Source organism: Arsukibacterium sp. UBA3155 (assembly GCA_002364615.1).
Taxonomy (GTDB): Bacteria; Pseudomonadota; Gammaproteobacteria; order Enterobacterales; family Alteromonadaceae; genus Alishewanella.
Map to the genome: position 1 here is coordinate 47,938 of DEYP01000013.1, position 18,394 is coordinate 66,331.

Genomic DNA, 18,394 nt, shown 5'->3' on the forward strand with positions numbered 1-18,394 from the left:
GCTTTACGTAAGCGCGATTTACCACCGACTGAATTGTCACCGCAAAGGAGTGTAGTAACATGAAAAAAATTTCGTTATCCGCTGTAGCACTGATCGCCGTATTAACTGGCTGCGGCGGCAAAGATGCCGCTGAGCATTATCAGGATGCATTAACCTATAGCCAGAACAATCAATACAATGCCGCGGTTATTGAGCTTAAATCAGCCATTTCCCAGGCGCCGGATAATATTGATTACCGGTTGTTGCTAGCCAGGGTATACCTGAAAACCGGCGATATGGTGTCTGCCGAAAAAGAGTTTGAACGGGCATTACGTAATGGCGCTGATCCGGATACGATTGCGGTGGAAGTGATTCAAACCAGTTACCTGGCAGAAAACCATCAGAATGTACTGAGCCTGTTTAACGACACCGAAGGCCTGAGCACAAAAACGCAGCATTACCTGAAGTTTTACCGCGCACTGTCAGAGGTTGAGCTGGGCGCCGCGGATAACGCCGTAACGCTGTTTGATCAGCTGGTAAACAGCGAGTATCCGGATTTAGCCGCCTATTCAGAGGCAGCGCTATTGCTAAACGCCCGTAATGTCAGCGATGCACTTAGCACAGTACAGCAAATTAAGCAGGACAGTCCTATTGCCAAAGAGGCTTTGTTATTAACCTCACAACTGCAACTGCTTGATAAACAAACTGACAATGCCATCGCTAACTTAAAACAGTATATTGAACAGGTACCCCGAGCGCTGCGCGTTCGCTTATTGCTGGCACAAACTTATGTCCAGCAACAGCAATTTGAGGAAGCCGATAAACAGCTGGTTTATATTTTAAAACTAGCGCCAGAACATGGCCTGAGTAACTATCTGAAAGCCACCATTGAATATCAGAAGCAGGATTATGCCAAAGCAAAAGAGCATATAGACAAAGCTATTAGCGCCCGTTTTATCAATACTCCCAGCCGGATCCTTGCCGGTATTGTCAGCCATCAGCTGGGCCTTGAAGCACAGGCACTTAGCCACCTTTCTTCGGTTAAGAATAGCTTACATACCTACCCGCCCGCTCAGCGCTTGTATTCGCTGTTGCAACTTCGGGCCGGTGAAACCGCCGATGCCGCCACCAGCCTCAGTAGTGCGGAATTAACGGAGCAGGATTTATCCTTAGTTGCTGGCACCGCCTTTCAGTTAATTAGTCAGGGCGATCAAAGCCTGGCGAACGAAATTATTAGTCGATACGAAAATATGGTGGTACCGCAAGACGGACAGTCGCTAAGTACCCTAGGCAGCCTGAAGCTGGGTTTACCTGATCGCAATGCTGAAGGCATTAAAAATCTGGAACAGGCATTAATGATGGACCCGGGCTTACACGACACCCGGTTAGTACTAGCCGGCAGTTATATTCGCCAGAAGCAATATGACAAAGCGGCAGAGCTGGCTGAGGAGTGGTTAAAAACCGATGAAACCCGCAATGCCGGTTATAACCTGAAAGCCCTGACCTATTTGCTGCAGCAAGATCTTGAAAACGGCAAGCTAATGCTGGCAGAAGCGCAAAAAGCTGACAGTGAAAATGTGTTTACGTTATACATGATGGCGGCCGTTGCCCGTGATGAAAATGATATTGCTAAAAGTGATGCTTTATTAACCCAGGCACTGGAGTTACGCTCTGATTACGTGCCCGCGCTAATCGCCTACTTCACCTCAATGCAGCAGCAAGGCACTCCCCAGGTGGCTGTTGATTTAGTGGAACGCTCGCACAAAGCCCACCCTGATAATAATCAAATTAGAATGTTACTGGCAAACCTGTACCAGAGCCGGAATAATTTTGCTGATGTTATAAATATTCTTAAGCCCGTCAGCGATACTCAGCAACAGTTTACCCCAGCATTTTATGGTTTAATGGTCAATGCGTATGTCAGAACCAACGAGACTGATAAAGCACTGGCACTGGCCGAACGCTGGTACAACAGCGACGATAAAAACATTCGCGCAGGGCTAGCATACGCTAACTTATTAGCCAACGATGGTCGTTTTAAAGACGCTATAGTGGTGTTAGATAAGCAGCTTAAAATTCACCCGAAGGAGCCCATATTACTGCGCACTAAAATTGCAGCACAATCTGAAAACGGTGATCAGAAAGGTGCCCTGGCGACCTATGAACTGCTACCCGAAGAGATTGCCAACAGTGCTGAAATGCTTTATCACAAAGGCCGGATCCAAATTCTGAATAAGCAAATCAGTCCGGGCCTGGAGACCTTAAATAAGTCTTATAATATGACGCCAATTCCGGCGACTGCTATTGCGATTGCCGGCGCTTACGCCAAAGACATCTCGTATCGCCGGGCGGTGACTTTTATTGAAGAGCACTTTGCTAAACATGGCAAGAACAGCACTGACTTACATGCGTATTACGCCAATTTATTAATCGAAGATGATGTTAATAAAGCCGTTACGGAATACAGCGAAATTGTTCAGCAGTCTCCTGATAGTATTATTGCCCTGAATAACTATGCCTGGGTGTTATTAGAAGTGGGTAAAGTAGCAGATGCGAAAACCTATGCTGAACAGGCGTTAAAGCTAGATGAACGCCACCCTGATGTGCTGGACACTTACGGCCGGGTATTGCTTGAGCTGGGAGAACCCACTAAGGCAAAAGCGCAGTTTGAGCAATCTCTTGCTATAAGGCCGGATAATGCCGAGGTACAGCTGAATCTGGCGCAGGCGCTGATTGAAAATGGCGAACGGGAGCAAGCGGGTAAAGTGCTGGCAGCCGTTAAAACGGATGACGTAAAATATCTGGACCGGGCCAAAGAATTACAACAGAAGTTACAACTGTAACCCTGATAGATCGTCTACGTGCAGCGGTTTTTGGTAAAAAATGCCGGATAATGCCGGCTTTTTACCTTTATCACCTTGTTTCATAAGACACTGCGTTTTCGATATGCATAAATACACAAATCATATTAAAACGTCTTGCTGCTTCTGCTATTGCCTAACACGCATGCTTTAATTGCACACGTTAGGCTAAAACATTTGACTAGCATCCCTGCTTTACAGGCGACGTCAGAATAATTTACAACCACTGGCAACCATCATTAAAATAACCAATAAAAACAAATACATAAAAAGTGGCCCAAAAAGTGCAATGTATTACAAGAATGCGAATGCTATAAGTAGTTCGCCCTTTTGTTCGATTAAGGAGAAGTATATGAACAAGTTTTGTAAGGGTATGCTGGCAGGTACAGCTTTGTTAATTGCTCCTTTTACCCAAGCTGCGGTAATTGAATGGGCGTATACTGTAACAACAGAATGGACATCGGCCACGTTTACTAACGGAGGCGCTAGCGCCAATGCTACCGAAAATAATACGCTGATTAGCTGGGGTAGTGCGAGCGGTGACCACACCATGCTTGGCCAGCGGGCTGCTGATTCACGCAGTGCCTTAGAAATTACAAATTCAACTGCTACAGGTAATGTGTTTACCAACGATTTAACGCCAGAAGCAACGAACACAATTACCCACTTCAATAATACGCTGGCTAGTAGTTTCGATACGTTAACAGATGCTAATCTGCGGACAACATTAAACTTGACGCCTGTTAACCCGGTAGGCCCGGCATTACCGGCATTAATGACCGACTTTACAATTGATTTTATTGAAACGAATAACTTTTTAGCCTGTACCTTTCCAAGCAGTTCATTTTGTGATGATATTTTTATTCTTCAGGTAGGTGCGCTGACTTCGTCTTTCAACTACGAAGGCGTTAATTATTTCGTAAACATTGTTGAGTTAACGGGTAATTTGCGTCTGCTACCAGACAGAACATGTGCGACTGCAGGTGTTGCCAACGGTTGTTTTGGTTTCACAACCAGAGAAAATGCGTTTACTCCAGCAAACTTTGGCTTTGTAATTACTGCGGCAATTCCTGAGCCGGCAACGTTAGGCGTGTTTGGCCTGGGTCTGTTAGGCTTAAGCATTTTTGGCCGTCGTCGTCAAATTAAAAAGTAAATAAGCATTGAGTTAAAAAACCTCCCAATGGAGTATATAGTAAAAACAATGTCTATTCGCGTGTGAGTGAGTGATAGAGCTTTACATATAACGTCAGCGGCTTTCATTTAAAACGTACACACCGTGTATAATAGTGTGTACGTTTTTATTTGCGCCGAGTCCTTCGGCGGTAACCATTCATCCATGAATTTTTGTTCAGTGTTTAATTGCACCTTGTGAGTGCGACTTGTTCCAACAAGTCGGGAGAGATCGGAGTTTACGTCATTGGTTTAGCAGGACGGGAATAGTTGTTTGCGGCAAGTACAGAGTTGTCGCCGCATCCGTGCGGCTTTGCTAATTTTGGTGTAGTAGTTCAATCAAGTAGCTATTTCGCTTATGTGAGTTACTGTGGGCTTCTGTAATAACCCTTAGTTCATCCGAGCTACCAACTATATGGATCTCAGCCTCGGCTCTGGTAATCGCGGTATACAGCCACGCTCTATCAACGATTTTGCCTTTCTGTAGTGCAATAATGATTCTAGGAAACTGCGAGCCTTGAGCTTTATGTAGGGTTATTGCATAACCCAACTCCATGCAATCGAGCACGGATTGTGTGACCTCAACTTTATCCCCCGTATCCAGCGTTACTTCACCATAACTTTCACCTGATGAGTCAATGCTGGTAAGCGTACCAAGAGAGCCGTTTTGAATGCCTTTATCATAGTGGTTTTGCGTAAATAGAATTGCATCATTCAATCTGATGTTTTGAAAGAACCTCTCGCCGTGCATTTCAAACTCAAGCCTTCTACCGCTTGGGTTAACAGCCTCTTGGGTCAGTTTATTAATTTCAGCAACGAGTGCCTTGGTCGGTGCCATGACGCGACTATTTTCAGGTGATTGCTGATACAACTCACAACAAGCTTGAGCAATGTCGCTCTTTGCCGTTTCGTGGAAGTGAATAGCCCCCGTACTTAGTTTTTCAGGCACGATACCTTGATTAATGAGCTTGGAGTATTCAGGAATACCCGTTGAGCCTTTCTGACGCTTAACGATATCTAGCATAGTATTAGCAATGGCTTTAGATAGAACGATATCAGCCAAAACCTTGCCGCAACCTATAGGTGGTAATTGGTCAGGGTCGCCAGCAAAGATAATACGAACCGATGGGTGAATATGGTTGACCAGGCGATACATGGTTGGCAAGTCAATCATACTGGCTTCATCTATTACCAGTAAATGCTTTGGTTGGTCTGAACTTGGCTCAATAGGCTCTCTACGTAATAACTTAGCGATAGTTGAGGTGATAAAGCCAATTGACTCATGCAAGCGCATAGCGGCTCTGCCACTCAGCGCGACCGCATGTATTTCAAATCCCATTTGATGGTAGGCTCGAAGTGCGGTTCTAAGTACCGTCGTTTTACCTGTACCCGCTCCGCCAGTGATACAACTCACTGCGTTATCCAAACACGTTGTCACCGCTTCAATCTGTTTCTTGGTTAGCTCGTATGGTAATTCACCAACCGAAGAGCAATATGCAGAATTTGCAATTTCGTCATAGAGGTTGTTTTGGTTAGCTAACGCTTTAAGTCGTTTTGCAACGACATTCTCCATCAACAGTTGTGCCGTTGGATGATAGGTGCCAGTGTCAGGGTTGAGAATGTATTGCGCTCTGTTATGGCCCGCCTTAAACGCTTCCGTCACCAGTTCCTTATCTTTGAGTAATTTGGTTAGGTATGGGCGCAAACACGCTTGAGTTGTATAGGTGTGGCCTTTCTCAATCTCTTTTCGAATAGCGGTTTCAAGTGCTGCGCTGAGCCTCTTGTGGTCATAATCTGTGAACTCAGATTTGAAGTCATAATTTGTGACCACAAGATCGACTTGTTCAAATGACATCCCAAAACCAATCAGTACATACGGATTTTGTTTAATAGCCTCAATGGACTCTTCTCCATGATGCTTCAATAAGCGCTGCTGAATACTTGCTGGTATCTTGTGATCGGTCATCCAGTTGCAGTAGGCCAGATTCTTATATTTGGCGTAACCCTCAAATAACGCATTGATAGAATCTTCACTCAGGACACTTCTAAGGCGATCTCTTGATTCATGAGTGTCTTTTCTAACCGTTGAGTGAAAATCCTTTCCTAACAGTTCCCAGAGTGCTCTAGCTTTACTTTCACCGATACCTTTGAAATCACTTTCTCTGGCAATAAAGCGAATAAGCTGTTCACCCGTTTCTGGCAGGCTGCATTCGATGTGCTCTGGTGATTCATAGGTATGCTGCTGCATCACGTAATCACCGGTTTCCATTTCTTCCATTAAACGATGGCCTTTAACCGACCAGTGTTGGCCGAGGGCTGGTTGAACGGGGATGGCATCTGGATCAGCTTTGATGGTGACGTAATACTTACCGCTATTGGTTTTGTGTGAGTTTTTTTCCAGTGGAACGCCACTGAATATCACCATTTTGGTAGAACTGTAAGGAATGCTCGTGACACGCATTTGGTCTTGATGGAGTGCAACATTCATCGTGGCATGAACCCCATTTCTGACAAGGTTTCATTCAGTTCGCCAAACCGCTCTAGTTTACCTTCCAGCTCTTTAACTTTGGCTTTTAGCTCAATGTTTTCAGCCTCTAAGGTAGATACTCGTTTAGAGTCGAGCAGCTTGCGATTAGCCGTGTTGTCGTATTGCTTTGGTTTGTCGGCATTGTTCCTTGCAGATTCGGTCAGTGGCGGGAGTATACCTTTATCACGCAGTTTGTCTTCTAATGCCTTGAGCGCTTTTCTAAGCGTAGGATTTTGGTTAAGGGCAGACTTGCCGCAGCCGACCCCTTTGGCTACTTCGATGCGGTTGAGCTTGCCTTTAAAGGCGATTTGCTTAAAGTCATCATCAGTTTGAGTGGCTTGCCATACTTCAAATGCTTCGAGGTTCTGCTGCGCTCTTTGCTGACCGTTCGCCATTAATCATCTACCTCACCTAACAACTTGCGTAGACCTGTCGCAAAGCCTCTAGGGAATATTTCTATGTTGTATTCCATGTCTTTTACTTGGCCTGCTTGTGTGGTTTGCCAGTTATGTTTTTCCATACATTCGTCAGAGATAGCGTAGGCTAAGGCTTGCTTCTCGGATTCGGTCAAGATGCCAGATAGTGAAGGCAAGACTTCAACACTCGGCTCTGCGCTTGCATCAAACTGACGTACAGGACGCTTATCAATGGTAATATTCGCGTGCTGTTTTAGCAGATTAACCTCTTTGCGATAACGGTTGCGCTCGGCAATAATCTGACCAAACAAAGCCCGTACCGCAGGGTCTGGAATACGCTCAAGCAGCTTGTTATCCTGTGGAACAGACTTAGAGCGTGAGGTTGGCGATAACGGCTTTTTGGTGGTTGTTTTGCACTTTGCTGCCCATGCTTCAATCAAGGTGCGGTAGTGCTTGTTTTTGGTTGCTCGCAACGCTTCGTAACCTGGGCCACCTTCTGCTGCTGATACTCGCCCCATTTGTGCAATCGAGAAATCACGCTGCCCCGATTCTGTATAGGCTTTCAGGATGTCGTTAAGCTTATCTAGGTTTTTTTGGGTTCTTGGCACTTTGTCGTCTTTTAAGTCAGCCAAGATGATATCAATATTAATGTCCATTAACCCTCCAATAGCGCAGGTTGGGTGAGATTTTCTAAGCGTAAGGCTTTATCCGACAGTGCATTCATGCCAGCGTTAAATAGCTTGTGATTAGACAGGTATTCACCCGCTTCGATGTAATTAGCCACTTTACGGTAGCCTTCCATTTTATCGTCAGGGTCGGCTATCTTTGCCATTTGGCGTAGCATGGCATTACCAGCGATTAGCTGCTGTTTCTCATCCATTTCCATAAAGATAGGCTCAAAGCCTTTCTTCATCAGAGCACGACTAAGTTGGCGGGAGCGCTTTTCAATAGCAGGCGTCTTACGCAATTCATCCTGCAAGTCAGGGAAGAATTCGGCATCGTCACATAGAAGGGATAAGTGCAGTAACTCAGACTCTGTTTCAACGAATCTCAAGGCATGGCTAATATCTTGTTCACTCCCTACTGCAATCAATTTATCTTTGGTGTCGTCATCGTTTCGGGCTTCCTCGACGTGAATGATTTTGCTGATTAGCTCGAAGCACGCTATCCAGTCTTTGGTGTATTCATCGGCCTCTACTTGTTGCTTTTCATAGCGGCGCTGTAGAACCTGCATGTCATTATGTTTGGTAAAAGGCGCACCTTGCTCTTCACAGAAGAACTGCTCGTCTTTGAGTGCTTCTAGCTCACCCTCGATTTCAACCGATAGGTTAGCCGCTTGGTGCGCCTTGTAACTGAGTTGATTAAACTGAGCGTTAAGCGCTGGCAGGTATCGCGCCTCGGTAATAAACCAACGGCAACGAATGCAGTTTTCAGGGCCATGCGGTACGCTGCCATAGATGCGATTAACGGCAGTACTTGAACCTCTCATCAACTCACCGCCGTTCCAGCACCCGCCCAGCGTACTGACTTCATCGGATTTTACGGTGTTGCCTCCGACCAAACATAAGCCAGATGAACGCTCCTCCCAGCCGATGGGATTACGGTTAACCAGAGCTGCCTGAATACTGTCTTCTTTGTGATAGACCATCTTGCATTGAATTTGTGCTAGTGAGGCATCTTTGAGGAAGTTTCGCACTGACTGCTTGGCTTTACCCTCAAGCTCCCCTTCGGCTTCACTCATTTTTTCCGCCATCACGGACGGGGTGATTTTGTTGTAGTAGATGGTCATTAGGATACGTGAGTGCCCTGCCAGTAGTTTGGATATGACAGGTAGTGGCAATTGGGTATCCATCGTGTAGGCAGTTATCAGCGATACACGCAAGCTGTGCAGGGGGTGATTTGTGGCAACCTTTGCGCCTTCTGGAGTGCCTTCTGGGTAATCCACAACCAGTTTAAGTCGCTCTCCATTATCAAGCGCATTACCTTGCTCAGCGAGCTGGTTTTCCAGTGTTAGCAAGAGTTGATACCAAAGAGGTGCCAGAGACGATCCCCCATAAGATGGTTTGTATTTGTCATCTCCTTTCGCTGACGCATCCCGAAACAGAAAGGCGATTTCACCCATGCTTTCTAACTGAGTTTGTGACTTCTGTTTGCCAATATGTCTAGCTAGCAGTGCGGTGCAATCTGTCGGTTTCGCTATAGAGTTATATTTTTCCTGCCAGTTACGCAGTTTTTCCAGCCAATATAATACTTCCTCATTCTGCCAAGGGATGATGTAGCCGCGTTCTAGTTCATCTTTATTCTGGTCGGCGGTTTTGTTGGTGTTGACATACAAACCTGTTGAATATTGCCCTGTCATGGTGTCATGGATACGACGAAAGATACCTTTCCCAAAAGGGCGCTTTTCACTACCCAGTACAAAGTCATGCTTATCGTTTAACTTCCATTGACCGCTTTCATAACGCCACGTATCCGCTTCACCGCTGTCTAACATGAACACCTGATAGGTGCGCAGTGGAAGATGCAATTTCATGAAAATGACCATCGCTTTGACGGGTGACCAGATTTGGTGAAGGGTGGTTCTTTTACCACCTCTAGTCACTTCTTTGGTGCGCCACACACAATCGGGGTCAGATTTGTCAATCAGCTCAGGCTTGACCTCGAACCAGTCGCCATCTCCACCTGCTTTGCTTTGCCCTGACTGCTCTTGTGCCCATGCCCAATGCTTGAAATGGCGGTAGTGATAGCTAGGCAGTAACGACTCGCCTTGTGGTAGGTTTTGCTCAATCACCGTCAGTTCCGCTTTATCTGGCAATGGACACAGAATTTGGCGCAGGTCTTGGATGTAACGATACGGAAGTGGGTTACGCACGGTTTCAGTGTGTGAGCCTTGGGTCTTAATTTTGCTCAGCGGATTGCGAACCAGTGGTGTTAAGTTGCCGCTATCATCTTTTTCAGATAGATGATGTTCAATGACGTAATTAATGAAGTTACAGGGGTGGTTGATAGATCTTGTTACTTCTTCGTGGGCGTTAATAGTTTTTCTCATACTAGCTTCTAGCTCTTCAGTGGAGCAGATATGACCATTGTACCCCTTGAAAAACAGACCAATATCAGTTGCATAGGGAGCGTACTCCAACAGGTAGGACTCAAAAAAACTGCCCAACGCTCTACGCTTGTTGTTAACTCCCACATGCTGTGTCGCCATCCACTCAGCGGCTAATTCCTGCCATTGCTCCCACTCAGGGCCAAGGGTGGTGAGCATCCATTTAAACGTTAAGTCCGATGCACGTCCGTCACGTTTCTTGCCTTTTTTTGACATTATTTACCTCGTAATTTCGGATGCTTGCCTGTGAAATAGCCTTGCGGGTCGATGTTGTCAAAGCCATGTTCGACCAATGATTTCCAATCTAGCGATTTTACTTTGGACTCAGGATTTGCCAGTTGTAGCGTGGCCTTGTTGAGTTCATCGGAGATTTCCTGTTGCCCTTCGCCTGTGTAGGGAACTTGAGACTCCAGTGATTTGTGGTGCATACAGCGACGAATGATTAACGGGTTAAGCCCTGAGCGCCTTAATCGTCTGCCGTAGTTATGTCGATGTCCGTGAGGATCTAACCCTTCCGCTTTATTCGGTGCTAACCCAATGCGTTTTAGTCCTGCCGCATAGCCTTGATGAAAAGCGTTGAGCGTGTATGGGCTGCCGAGGGCGCTGTGATGGAATGAAATGAACGCATACGGGTGATGACAATCAATACTGGCTCGGTACTTTTGATAGTCTTTCCATAATGACATGAAGACCATGCCAAACTCCGTGGGGAACCATTGCACTTGGATGTAATTATCACGATGATCTACAACACGATTCTTCCAACCAATCCGCGCTGTACCCTGCATTTTGATCCGTGGTATGCGGGCATACTCTTCTTTAAGATAGGCTGCTCTGGTATGCTTCCCACTTCGACTGCGCCAGCCATCAGGTGCTTTACCATCAACTTCGTTGTATACCCGAACCACAGCATTATCCGGATTGTAAGGGTCTCCAAACACGTCCGTCACCCAAATTAATAATGCTTCACTTTCTCGTAGACCACCGCCATGCATCAGCAGAAGAATAAGCTTATCTCTTAGCACTACCCGTGGGTCTTTTGCGCCACCCATTCCGTCTTTGAAAAATGACTCCCAGTGTTTTTCTGGAAAGGCAATCGCATCATCTTCCGTCTTGGTGAGTGGAGTGCGCCCCTTCATTGTTCTGGCTTTGCGAATAGTTTTATTGATGCTCTTGTCTTCGATATGCCCAAGAAAATCATGCTGGTTTTTACGAAACCATGCCGCATAATTTAAGCGTTGTTCATGCGGAGTCGCATCCCTCAAGGGATTCATTGGCTCAGTACCTTGCTTATTAGCAATCCAGTCAGTAAAAGCTGTCAGCCTATGGATGTGTTTATTGACATGTTCTGTCGAGCTTGGCATCCAATATAAGCCAGACGGATCAAGTCCATCTTCACCGACTGTGCCGCTATACAGGCGTTTAGCAAAGGTTTGGAATAGAATTTTTGGGTCGTTGAACAAGTCCTTGTTTGCCTCCAGATAATCTAAAAGCAAAGAAACGACTTGAATGAATTGATTCATAACGGACGCACTGACACCGTTTGCCTCCATTTTAAGAAGGTAATCCGTTACAACACTCAACTCGCCTTGTTCAGTAAGCAACACTGGTAGTTGGCTTTTTATGCCCGTGTTATCTTCGACAACAGTCGCTTTTACTTTTACTGATGACATGTTCTGAATGTCTATACACATAATACATACAAAGCACTATATACCCACACTTAAAAATGTCAATAAAAAAGGCAGATTTCTCTGCCTTCATACACATTATACATAGTTTAATGTACTATATATAACGCCAGGAGGTTTTTTTATGGCTGCTGATCAGGGAATGGACTCTTTGATCCCCCGGGCTGATAGCGGCCAGGGCTGATAATATTATCCGGATCTAATGCCTGTTTAATTTTGGCACTAATTTTCCAGAATGGCTGCTTGGCGTTAAGTAAACTGGCTTGCTGTGCAAGATTAAGCCGGTATGGCACCCAGCCCTGCTTTAACCCTACGCTGACTAATTCGTCCAGGCAGGCTTGAGCCTGCGCCACCGCATTGCTATCAGCCAGGTTAAACACAATGGGAATAGTACTGTCGACCATGTCGTGCTTTAAACTGGTGAAGGTGATCATCGGTTCAATACCATACTTTGGACAGACCGTCCGAACATGGTCTATAAAACGCCGCATAGCGTCACTTTTCATCGGTACCAGTGGTGCATACCAAAGCAAGCCACAACCGTCAGCAGCCGGGTTTAGCGCTCTGCTTTGCACAGGTGAAGCATGCGGGTTGCGCCAATAGGCTAATGGCAACGCCACCTGATTAGGATAGCCACGCATTATTGCAATGCCACCATCAAGCGATGCCAGCATTTTCCGTTGTTTGACTAGCAAAGTATCTGGCAAAAGCTGCAACAACCACCGGCCAAATTTAATTAACCAGCTATCGGAAAAGATCATTTTACTGCAGTGACCGCCCGCAAAACGTTTTACTTCTTTCCTGGCGGCTTTGACCACGGATTTCTGGCCATACAAGGTACCGGCAATAGTCCAGGCTGGAATATCATAATCTTTGGCCAGGCTGGCAAGCTGTTGATCGGTCATCACCTGATGTGCCGCCGGACCGTTTGGGTTAGGTGCCATCATTGCGGTGACCCTGCGCTGATCCATAATATTAACGGACCCGACCACCCCTTCCAGTTTTTGTAAAATGGTAAACACGATTTGCTGCGCCTGCTCAAACTGTTGCTCGTCAGCAAACTGCAGATAAAAGGCACAGAATGCCTCTGGATCGGCTTTTAAACGCAGGCTTATCTCGGTGACCACTGCCAGATTACTTTGGGTCCATAAGCCATCTAAATAGGGACCAAGCCCATATTTGTAAGTTTTATCGATAAAATCATCACAACTCTGGTCAAGCTCGGCTACTGCAGAGCGAATCTCAGTGCCGTCTGCCAGCAGCCCTCGGATGCTATTGACTGCGGCAAAATGGTCAGTATAGGGCGTAATACCGTAGCCCCGCTCCAGCGCATTACCTAAAATACTGCAACCCGGACCGGCACCGGTAACCGGCACCATATACTTAAGTTGATGTAAATCCAGGTAGTCTCGCAGTTGCTGCTGGGTAACCCCTGGCTCTACGGTAAAAATACCGAGGGTTTTATTGTCGCAGCTAATGGTGTTTAACGCCGATAAATCGAGAATAACCGCATTGCCATCATTCGCTCTGGCCGAGGCATAGCCCCAGTTGCGGCCGGTACTGATGGGATGGACAGAGAACACGACCCCGGTATTTTTATGATCAGATGCCAGGGCAAGTACCTGCACAATGTCCTTTCTATTGCCTATTTTTACTACGCAGCTGGGATGTGCTTCGCTACCTTCACAGTTCTGTTTATAAGCCTCTAACTCGGCATCTGACGATAACACCTGGCTATCTTTACTTAGTTTCTGTTGCAATAAACCAGCAAGTGCAGCTGTAGGTTGATTAGATTTGGCGTTCAATAATTTACCCCGAGTTTTCCAGCGAAATTAATACCAAAACGGTTATCGCCATCGCCCTGATCCTGTTCAAACAAATCCCGCTCAATGGAATGAAGTAACCGGGTAAAGCCAGAAGAAATGCTGGTTCTGAACATATCTGAATTAATATAGTAAGCTGCTCTTTTACCATGGTATTCAATGGGCTTACCAAGTTGCTTAAAATTAATACCAATAAAACTCAGACTACGGGCTAACCGGGGCTCCATCATGACATAGCCATGAAACCGGTTTGAATGAAAGCCCATTGCCGCTGCTGACATATACAGACACACCGCAATATAGGGGAAACACCGCAGCTCGCTTTCTGAATACACTTTTTCATTAAAGGCACCGGTGGCAGCCCCTTTAAAATGATCTATTGCCCGCTTACGAAAGTTTTCAGGCACCGCCAGCCGGGAGATTTCACAGACACTTTCCCGTGGGAAATTCCACGGTGCAAACTCTTCATCTTCAATTGCATGGGCACAGAACTTTTCGATTGGTAACGGCTCATCGTCTTTGGCCGAAGTGATAAGGCGGACAGTACCTGCCAGCGCATCAGAATTAAGGTGTCTGATAAAGCAATGGATCGACCGCTCGTCAAATTCGTCGAACTCTTCATAACCTTCTTTAATATCTTCAAAATGCAGCTCTTCGCAGTACACCTGATGCCGCAGCCGATACACTTCGTGTCGAAGTGCTTCGGTGTTAGCAATTTGCGGCCGTAGATACTTGGAAAAATGCGCCGAAATGGTCTTAGCATCGTTACTGGCCAGGCCGGCCATTGCTTTTTTAACGATACCACCAATAATGGGTTTATCTGCCAGAGATTTAAGCCGTCTCATAGACCCCTCGTAAGCCATTAATCATCATTGTCTGATTGTAGTACTTTAAATAAGTACCTGAAGTGATCATAACCGAATCCTTTCTTCGTAAAGTGTAGATGATCATCTGGAATTATTCTGTTCTCAGAGTAGCACTTAATTACGTTAAACAAGACGCTAGTGTGCTGTTATGTAAATAACTCAGCCAGTTTTACCGGTACAATATCGTTTGCCGTCTGGTAACCGATGTCATAAAGCCACTGCTTTTGCTGCAATGTCATATCAAAATTGACAGATGAAATGACACCGGTATTGACGACTATAGTGTTATGCCAATATTCAGCATGGACATATTCGCGTGAGATTGCGTTCATAAAGGTCTGAATTAACATATAAATATATGACAGCACCGGGAAGTAACGACTGGTGGCGATGGGTTTGTAACTGGCCTCACTTTTTAAACGGAAACAGACAACAGGCAACCCTTGCCCGGACCAGTCCCGGTGTAGCGCATCTTCTGACAGGATCACGCCATCGGTCATCACATGATGTTTAAAGCGCTTAAAAGAAAAAAACAACGGGATAGACATCGAAAAGCGTATCGCCTGTGACACTTTTACGTCTGGAGTCAGTTGGCGGTTAAATATGACTGGCCCGCCGCCCTGAATATCAGTTGCCAGCACGTGTAAATCCAACTGTAAATCGACAAAGCGCCTACCCTCAAGAATTTTATCAAGCCAGGTTTCAAAGGCGTTGCCATCGCTTAACCCACCCAGACGCACCAGCTTAGTAATAGATAAACCGCGAAACTGCTTAAAATCGGTTTTTAGCGCTAACTCATGCATTTGCTGTAAGTTCCAGCCTGCGGCGAACAAGGCTGCCACAATACTACCACCCGATACCCCAACAATATGACGAAACGTCAGCCCCTGTTGCTGCAACGCTTCCAGAATACCGATATAACAAGATAGTCGGGTGCCGCCCCCGGATAAGATGGGTACTATTTCCTTAGGCATCAGCAACCTTAACTTTTTACTATTATTTACTATCTCAGTATGGGTGAATATCGATAAGTTTCCAGCGCTTGCTAGAGCAATTTGTGTACAAATACGCTAGTATGATGAAGTTCACCAAGGAAAGGGAAAGTATTATTGCTATGGTTAAGCCTATTTATTTTTTTATCTTCTGCCTACTGGTTAGTCTACCCTCCCATGCAACTGAACTTGTTGATACCCTGAAAAAAGTTAAACCCGCTGTGGTTGCCATCGGCATCTCAAACCCGACGGGCTCTCCGCGGATCCGGCTGATTGGTAGCGGCTTTGTGGTCAGCCCCGGTAACCGCGTTGTGACAAACTACCACGTTATTGCCAACCCGCTGGATGAGAGCAAACTTGAGCAATACGTTGTATTGTCGGGTCAGGGTACAGTATTAAAGGTACATAAGATAACCGAACAAAGGCATGCGCCAGCCTATGATCTGGCATTGTTGAGCATTAGCGGGCAATTACCGGCATTAACGGTAAGTAAGGCTGCTCTGGTTGCGGAAGGTACACCAGTAGCGTTTACCGGTTTTCCCATTACTCAGGTTCTGGGGTTATATCCGGCGACACACAGCGGTATTATTGCTGCACACACGCCCATCGCTATTCCTGTCGAGAACTCCCGGGATTTAAAGCTGGCAATGCTAAAGCAACTGGACAAGCCCTATCTGGTTTATCAGTTAGATGCGGTTGCTTATCCAGGCAACAGCGGCAGCGCCCTGTACCGCCATGATAATGGCGAAGTTATTGGCATTATAAACCAGGTATATATTAAAACCAGCCGTGAAGCGGTACTAAGCGACCCAAGTGGGATCAGCTATGCCATTCCCAGTCAGCATCTGCTGGACCTTATGCAGCAAGCAAACTAGACGGGCTTTCGCTTATGGATAACATGTTAAGCTTTGGTTTGGATAAAATCGGTTTTGTGCTGGCGGCAGTCGCTTATTTATTTTTTTTCGGTTTATTGCTTACTACTAAAGTAACAAACCTGCCAAAATATCTGTTACTGGCGCTGTCATTTACCAGCTTTTGCTGGGCGGTGTTTTACAGCTGGTCGTCAGCGCTGCCGTTTACTTCGCTTAGCTCGCATGTCATTGAAATTACTAAAAACGGCATGCTATTGTTGTTTCTGTTTGCCGCACTTAGCCAGGCTAGCAATACCTTAAGCCAGTTTATTCGTCAGCCACATGTTTACGGTTTGCTGATTTGTCTTATCAGCTGGGGTGTTATTTCTAGCAGTTCACTGCTCAGTGCCAGCAATATGTTTACCGGTAATCTGGCTATCTGTATTTTACAGCTTGCATTGCTGGAAGCCTTATACCGGCGTTCAGGTGAGGCAAAATGGCAGTATAAACCGCTGGTTCTGGCCCTGACCATTACTACCCTGTACGATTTTGCTCTACTGGCCGAATCCGCTTTGTTTGGCCGGATTGATGATCAAATCTGGTTCGCCCGGGGCTTTGTCTATTCGGCGATGCTGCCGCTGATGATAATAGCGGTGCGGCGCATTAAAGCCTGGGGCATTAACGTTTATATTTCCCGGGATATCGTGCTGCAAAGCTCACTGGTATTAGGTGCCGGTGTTTACCTTTGTCTGTTGGCGATTACCGGCTTCTACATTCGCTACTTCGGTGGCAACTGGTCAAATTTAATTCAGGCAACCTTTATTATTCTGGGTATCGCCATCCTGATTTTTTTAATCTTATCAGGTACTCTTCGAAGGAAACTTAAGGTATTTATCGAGAAGCATTTTTTTGCGAATAAATTTGATTATCGTGAAAAATGGCTGCGACTTACCCGATCTTTGCAGAAAATAGATATAACCGGGCCGGAAGATCATTATAAAAGTTTATTGCAGGCGTGGTTAAACAGCATAAGCTACAGCAGAGGCGCTATTATCCGGTTTAAAGGCAACGACATTGTTACCCTGGCACTGCAGCAACGTCATGAGTTAAACAGCGATGAGCAACAGCTGATAGCCGCCTACCAACAGTTTTTCAGCAGCCGTAACTGGCTGGTAGATTTAACCGATAATACTGATCCTTTTGTGCGAAGCGTCATTGCCGATAAAGTTCTAGATATCCAGCTTATTATTCCCATTCACACCAAAGGAGCCTTGTGGGGTGTTTGCGTAATGAATGCCCCAGCCGTCAATAAACTGAGGTTAAATTGGGAGTTAAGAGACTTTTTAAGCCTGGTGTCTGAGCAAATATCCAGTCAGCTGCTACTGATGCAAGCCAGCCAGACATTAAGCGAAAATGCCCAGTTTATTGCCTTTAGCCGAATGTCAGCGTTTGTTGTTCATGATTTAAAAAACGTCAAAGCGCAAATAGATCTGATTCTAAAAAATGCAACGAAGCACCGGAACAACCCCGAGTTTATCGATGATAGCTTCAGTACCCTTGCAGCAATGCAGCAACGTTTGCAAAACATGCTAAGCCAGCTGACCAACAAAAGAGCTGATCAGCAAACAGATAGCCTGGTGTCTGTGGGCCGCTTGGTACAAGATGTTATCGACAATAGATGCGCAGTAAAAAAACCGGTTCCTTCGCTTGTGATAGAACAAGATTGCACGGTTTTTATCGACAAAGATCGTTTTGGCAGTGTGCTGTATCATCTTATTGATAACGCCCAGCACGCCACCGAGGCAGATGGTGCGGTAGCGGTGACCGTGACCGAATCGCAAGGTCAGTTGCAGCTGCGCATCACTGATACCGGTTGTGGCATGACAGAGTCTTTTATTCAAAACAGGTTATTTAAAGCATTCGATTCAACCAAAGGCAACGCAGGTATGGGCATTGGCGCCCATGACGCCTTACATTTTGTAGAACAACAGGGTGGTCAGCTCTCTGTAAACAGTGTGCCGGGCCAGGGAACTACATTTACGCTGTTACTTCCGCTAAAATCTGCGGTAAGCTTAGCTGCGCAGCAAGAAAAAGTCATACAAGGAACGTGAT

At 45.9% G+C, this 18,394-nt stretch carries 12 protein-coding genes; 4 read left to right on the top strand and 8 right to left on the bottom strand.

What is annotated here, in order from left to right; all coding sequences use genetic code 11:
- Positions 1-59: 59 nt before the first annotated feature.
- Entirely contained in the window at positions 60-2,822 is a 2,763-nt protein-coding gene (prsT, locus tag B2X65_RS04240; RefSeq protein WP_290610874.1) for an XrtA/PEP-CTERM system TPR-repeat protein PrsT, read from the top strand.
- A gap of 370 nt (positions 2,823-3,192) precedes the next feature.
- A complete protein-coding gene (locus B2X65_RS04245; RefSeq protein ID WP_290610875.1) occupies positions 3,193-3,993 on the top strand; it encodes a THxN family PEP-CTERM protein in 801 nt (266 codons plus the stop codon).
- Between the two features lie 333 nt (positions 3,994-4,326).
- Here the strand turns inward: B2X65_RS04245 and B2X65_RS04250 are convergent, their stop codons facing one another.
- From B2X65_RS04250 to B2X65_RS04285, 8 genes are all read right to left on the bottom strand, one after another.
- Positions 4,327-6,498 (bottom strand): AAA family ATPase, encoded by a 2,172-nt coding sequence (locus B2X65_RS04250; protein ID WP_290610876.1) that lies wholly within the window; start codon positions 6,496-6,498, stop codon positions 4,327-4,329.
- On the bottom strand, positions 6,495-6,932 hold the full coding sequence (locus tag B2X65_RS04255; RefSeq protein ID WP_290610877.1) for a VPA1267 family protein: 438 nt from the start codon (positions 6,930-6,932) through the stop codon (positions 6,495-6,497). Before B2X65_RS04255 ends, B2X65_RS04250 begins: the two co-directional genes overlap by 4 nt.
- Positions 6,932-7,609, bottom strand: a complete 678-nt coding sequence (gene gmtX / locus B2X65_RS04260; RefSeq protein ID WP_290610878.1) for a gamma-mobile-trio protein GmtX — start codon at positions 7,607-7,609, stop codon at positions 6,932-6,934. Before gmtX ends, B2X65_RS04255 begins: the two co-directional genes overlap by 1 nt.
- A complete protein-coding gene (gmtZ, locus tag B2X65_RS04265; protein ID WP_290610879.1) occupies positions 7,609-10,275 on the bottom strand; it encodes a gamma-mobile-trio integrase GmtZ in 2,667 nt (888 codons plus the stop codon). Before gmtZ ends, gmtX begins: the two co-directional genes overlap by 1 nt.
- Positions 10,275-11,732: a gamma-mobile-trio recombinase GmtY gene (gene gmtY / locus B2X65_RS04270; protein WP_290610880.1), complete on the bottom strand. Its 1,458-nt coding sequence runs from the start codon at positions 11,730-11,732 to the stop codon at positions 10,275-10,277. Before gmtY ends, gmtZ begins: the two co-directional genes overlap by 1 nt.
- A 140-nt stretch (positions 11,733-11,872) precedes the next feature.
- The gene (locus B2X65_RS04275; RefSeq protein WP_290610881.1) at positions 11,873-13,555 is read right to left on the bottom strand and encodes an FAD-binding oxidoreductase; all 1,683 of its coding nucleotides are present in this window, start codon (positions 13,553-13,555) and stop codon (positions 11,873-11,875) included.
- Positions 13,552-14,418 (bottom strand): PEP-CTERM/exosortase system-associated acyltransferase, encoded by an 867-nt coding sequence (locus B2X65_RS04280; protein WP_290610882.1) that lies wholly within the window; start codon positions 14,416-14,418, stop codon positions 13,552-13,554. Before B2X65_RS04280 ends, B2X65_RS04275 begins: the two co-directional genes overlap by 4 nt.
- 167 nt (positions 14,419-14,585) lie before the next feature.
- Positions 14,586-15,413: a patatin-like phospholipase family protein gene (locus B2X65_RS04285; protein ID WP_290610883.1), complete on the bottom strand. Its 828-nt coding sequence runs from the start codon at positions 15,411-15,413 to the stop codon at positions 14,586-14,588.
- A 140-nt stretch (positions 15,414-15,553) separates the two neighbouring features.
- On the opposite strand from B2X65_RS04285, the gene B2X65_RS04290 reads away from it, so the two are divergent.
- Positions 15,554-16,306 carry a S1 family peptidase gene (locus B2X65_RS04290; protein ID WP_290610884.1) on the top strand — a complete coding sequence of 251 codons (753 nt, stop codon included), beginning with the start codon at positions 15,554-15,556 and terminating at the stop codon, positions 16,304-16,306.
- 14 nt (positions 16,307-16,320) lie between these two features.
- Positions 16,321-18,393, top strand: a complete 2,073-nt coding sequence (gene prsK / locus B2X65_RS04295; protein ID WP_290610885.1) for an XrtA/PEP-CTERM system histidine kinase PrsK — start codon at positions 16,321-16,323, stop codon at positions 18,391-18,393.
- Position 18,394 lies beyond the last annotated feature (1 nt).

Bases quoted from the DNA above. Each gene is read 5' to 3' on its own strand.
- B2X65_RS04250 (WP_290610876.1), bottom strand. From the start codon at position 6,498: ATGAATGTTGCACTCCATCAAGACCAAATGCGTGTCACGAGCATTCCT.
- B2X65_RS04245 (WP_290610875.1), top strand. From the start codon at position 3,193: ATGAACAAGTTTTGTAAGGGTATGCTGGCAGGTACAGCTTTGTTAATT.
- B2X65_RS04280 (WP_290610882.1), bottom strand. From the start codon at position 14,418: ATGAGACGGCTTAAATCTCTGGCAGATAAACCCATTATTGGTGGTATC.
- B2X65_RS04290 (WP_290610884.1), top strand. From the start codon at position 15,554: ATGGTTAAGCCTATTTATTTTTTTATCTTCTGCCTACTGGTTAGTCTA.
- prsK (WP_290610885.1), top strand. From the start codon at position 16,321: ATGGATAACATGTTAAGCTTTGGTTTGGATAAAATCGGTTTTGTGCTG.
- B2X65_RS04285 (WP_290610883.1), bottom strand. From the start codon at position 15,413: ATGCCTAAGGAAATAGTACCCATCTTATCCGGGGGCGGCACCCGACTA.
- gmtZ (WP_290610879.1), bottom strand. From the start codon at position 10,275: ATGTCAAAAAAAGGCAAGAAACGTGACGGACGTGCATCGGACTTAACG.
- gmtX (WP_290610878.1), bottom strand. From the start codon at position 7,609: ATGGACATTAATATTGATATCATCTTGGCTGACTTAAAAGACGACAAA.
- gmtY (WP_290610880.1), bottom strand. From the start codon at position 11,732: ATGTCATCAGTAAAAGTAAAAGCGACTGTTGTCGAAGATAACACGGGC.
- B2X65_RS04255 (WP_290610877.1), bottom strand. From the start codon at position 6,932: ATGGCGAACGGTCAGCAAAGAGCGCAGCAGAACCTCGAAGCATTTGAA.
- prsT (WP_290610874.1), top strand. From the start codon at position 60: ATGAAAAAAATTTCGTTATCCGCTGTAGCACTGATCGCCGTATTAACT.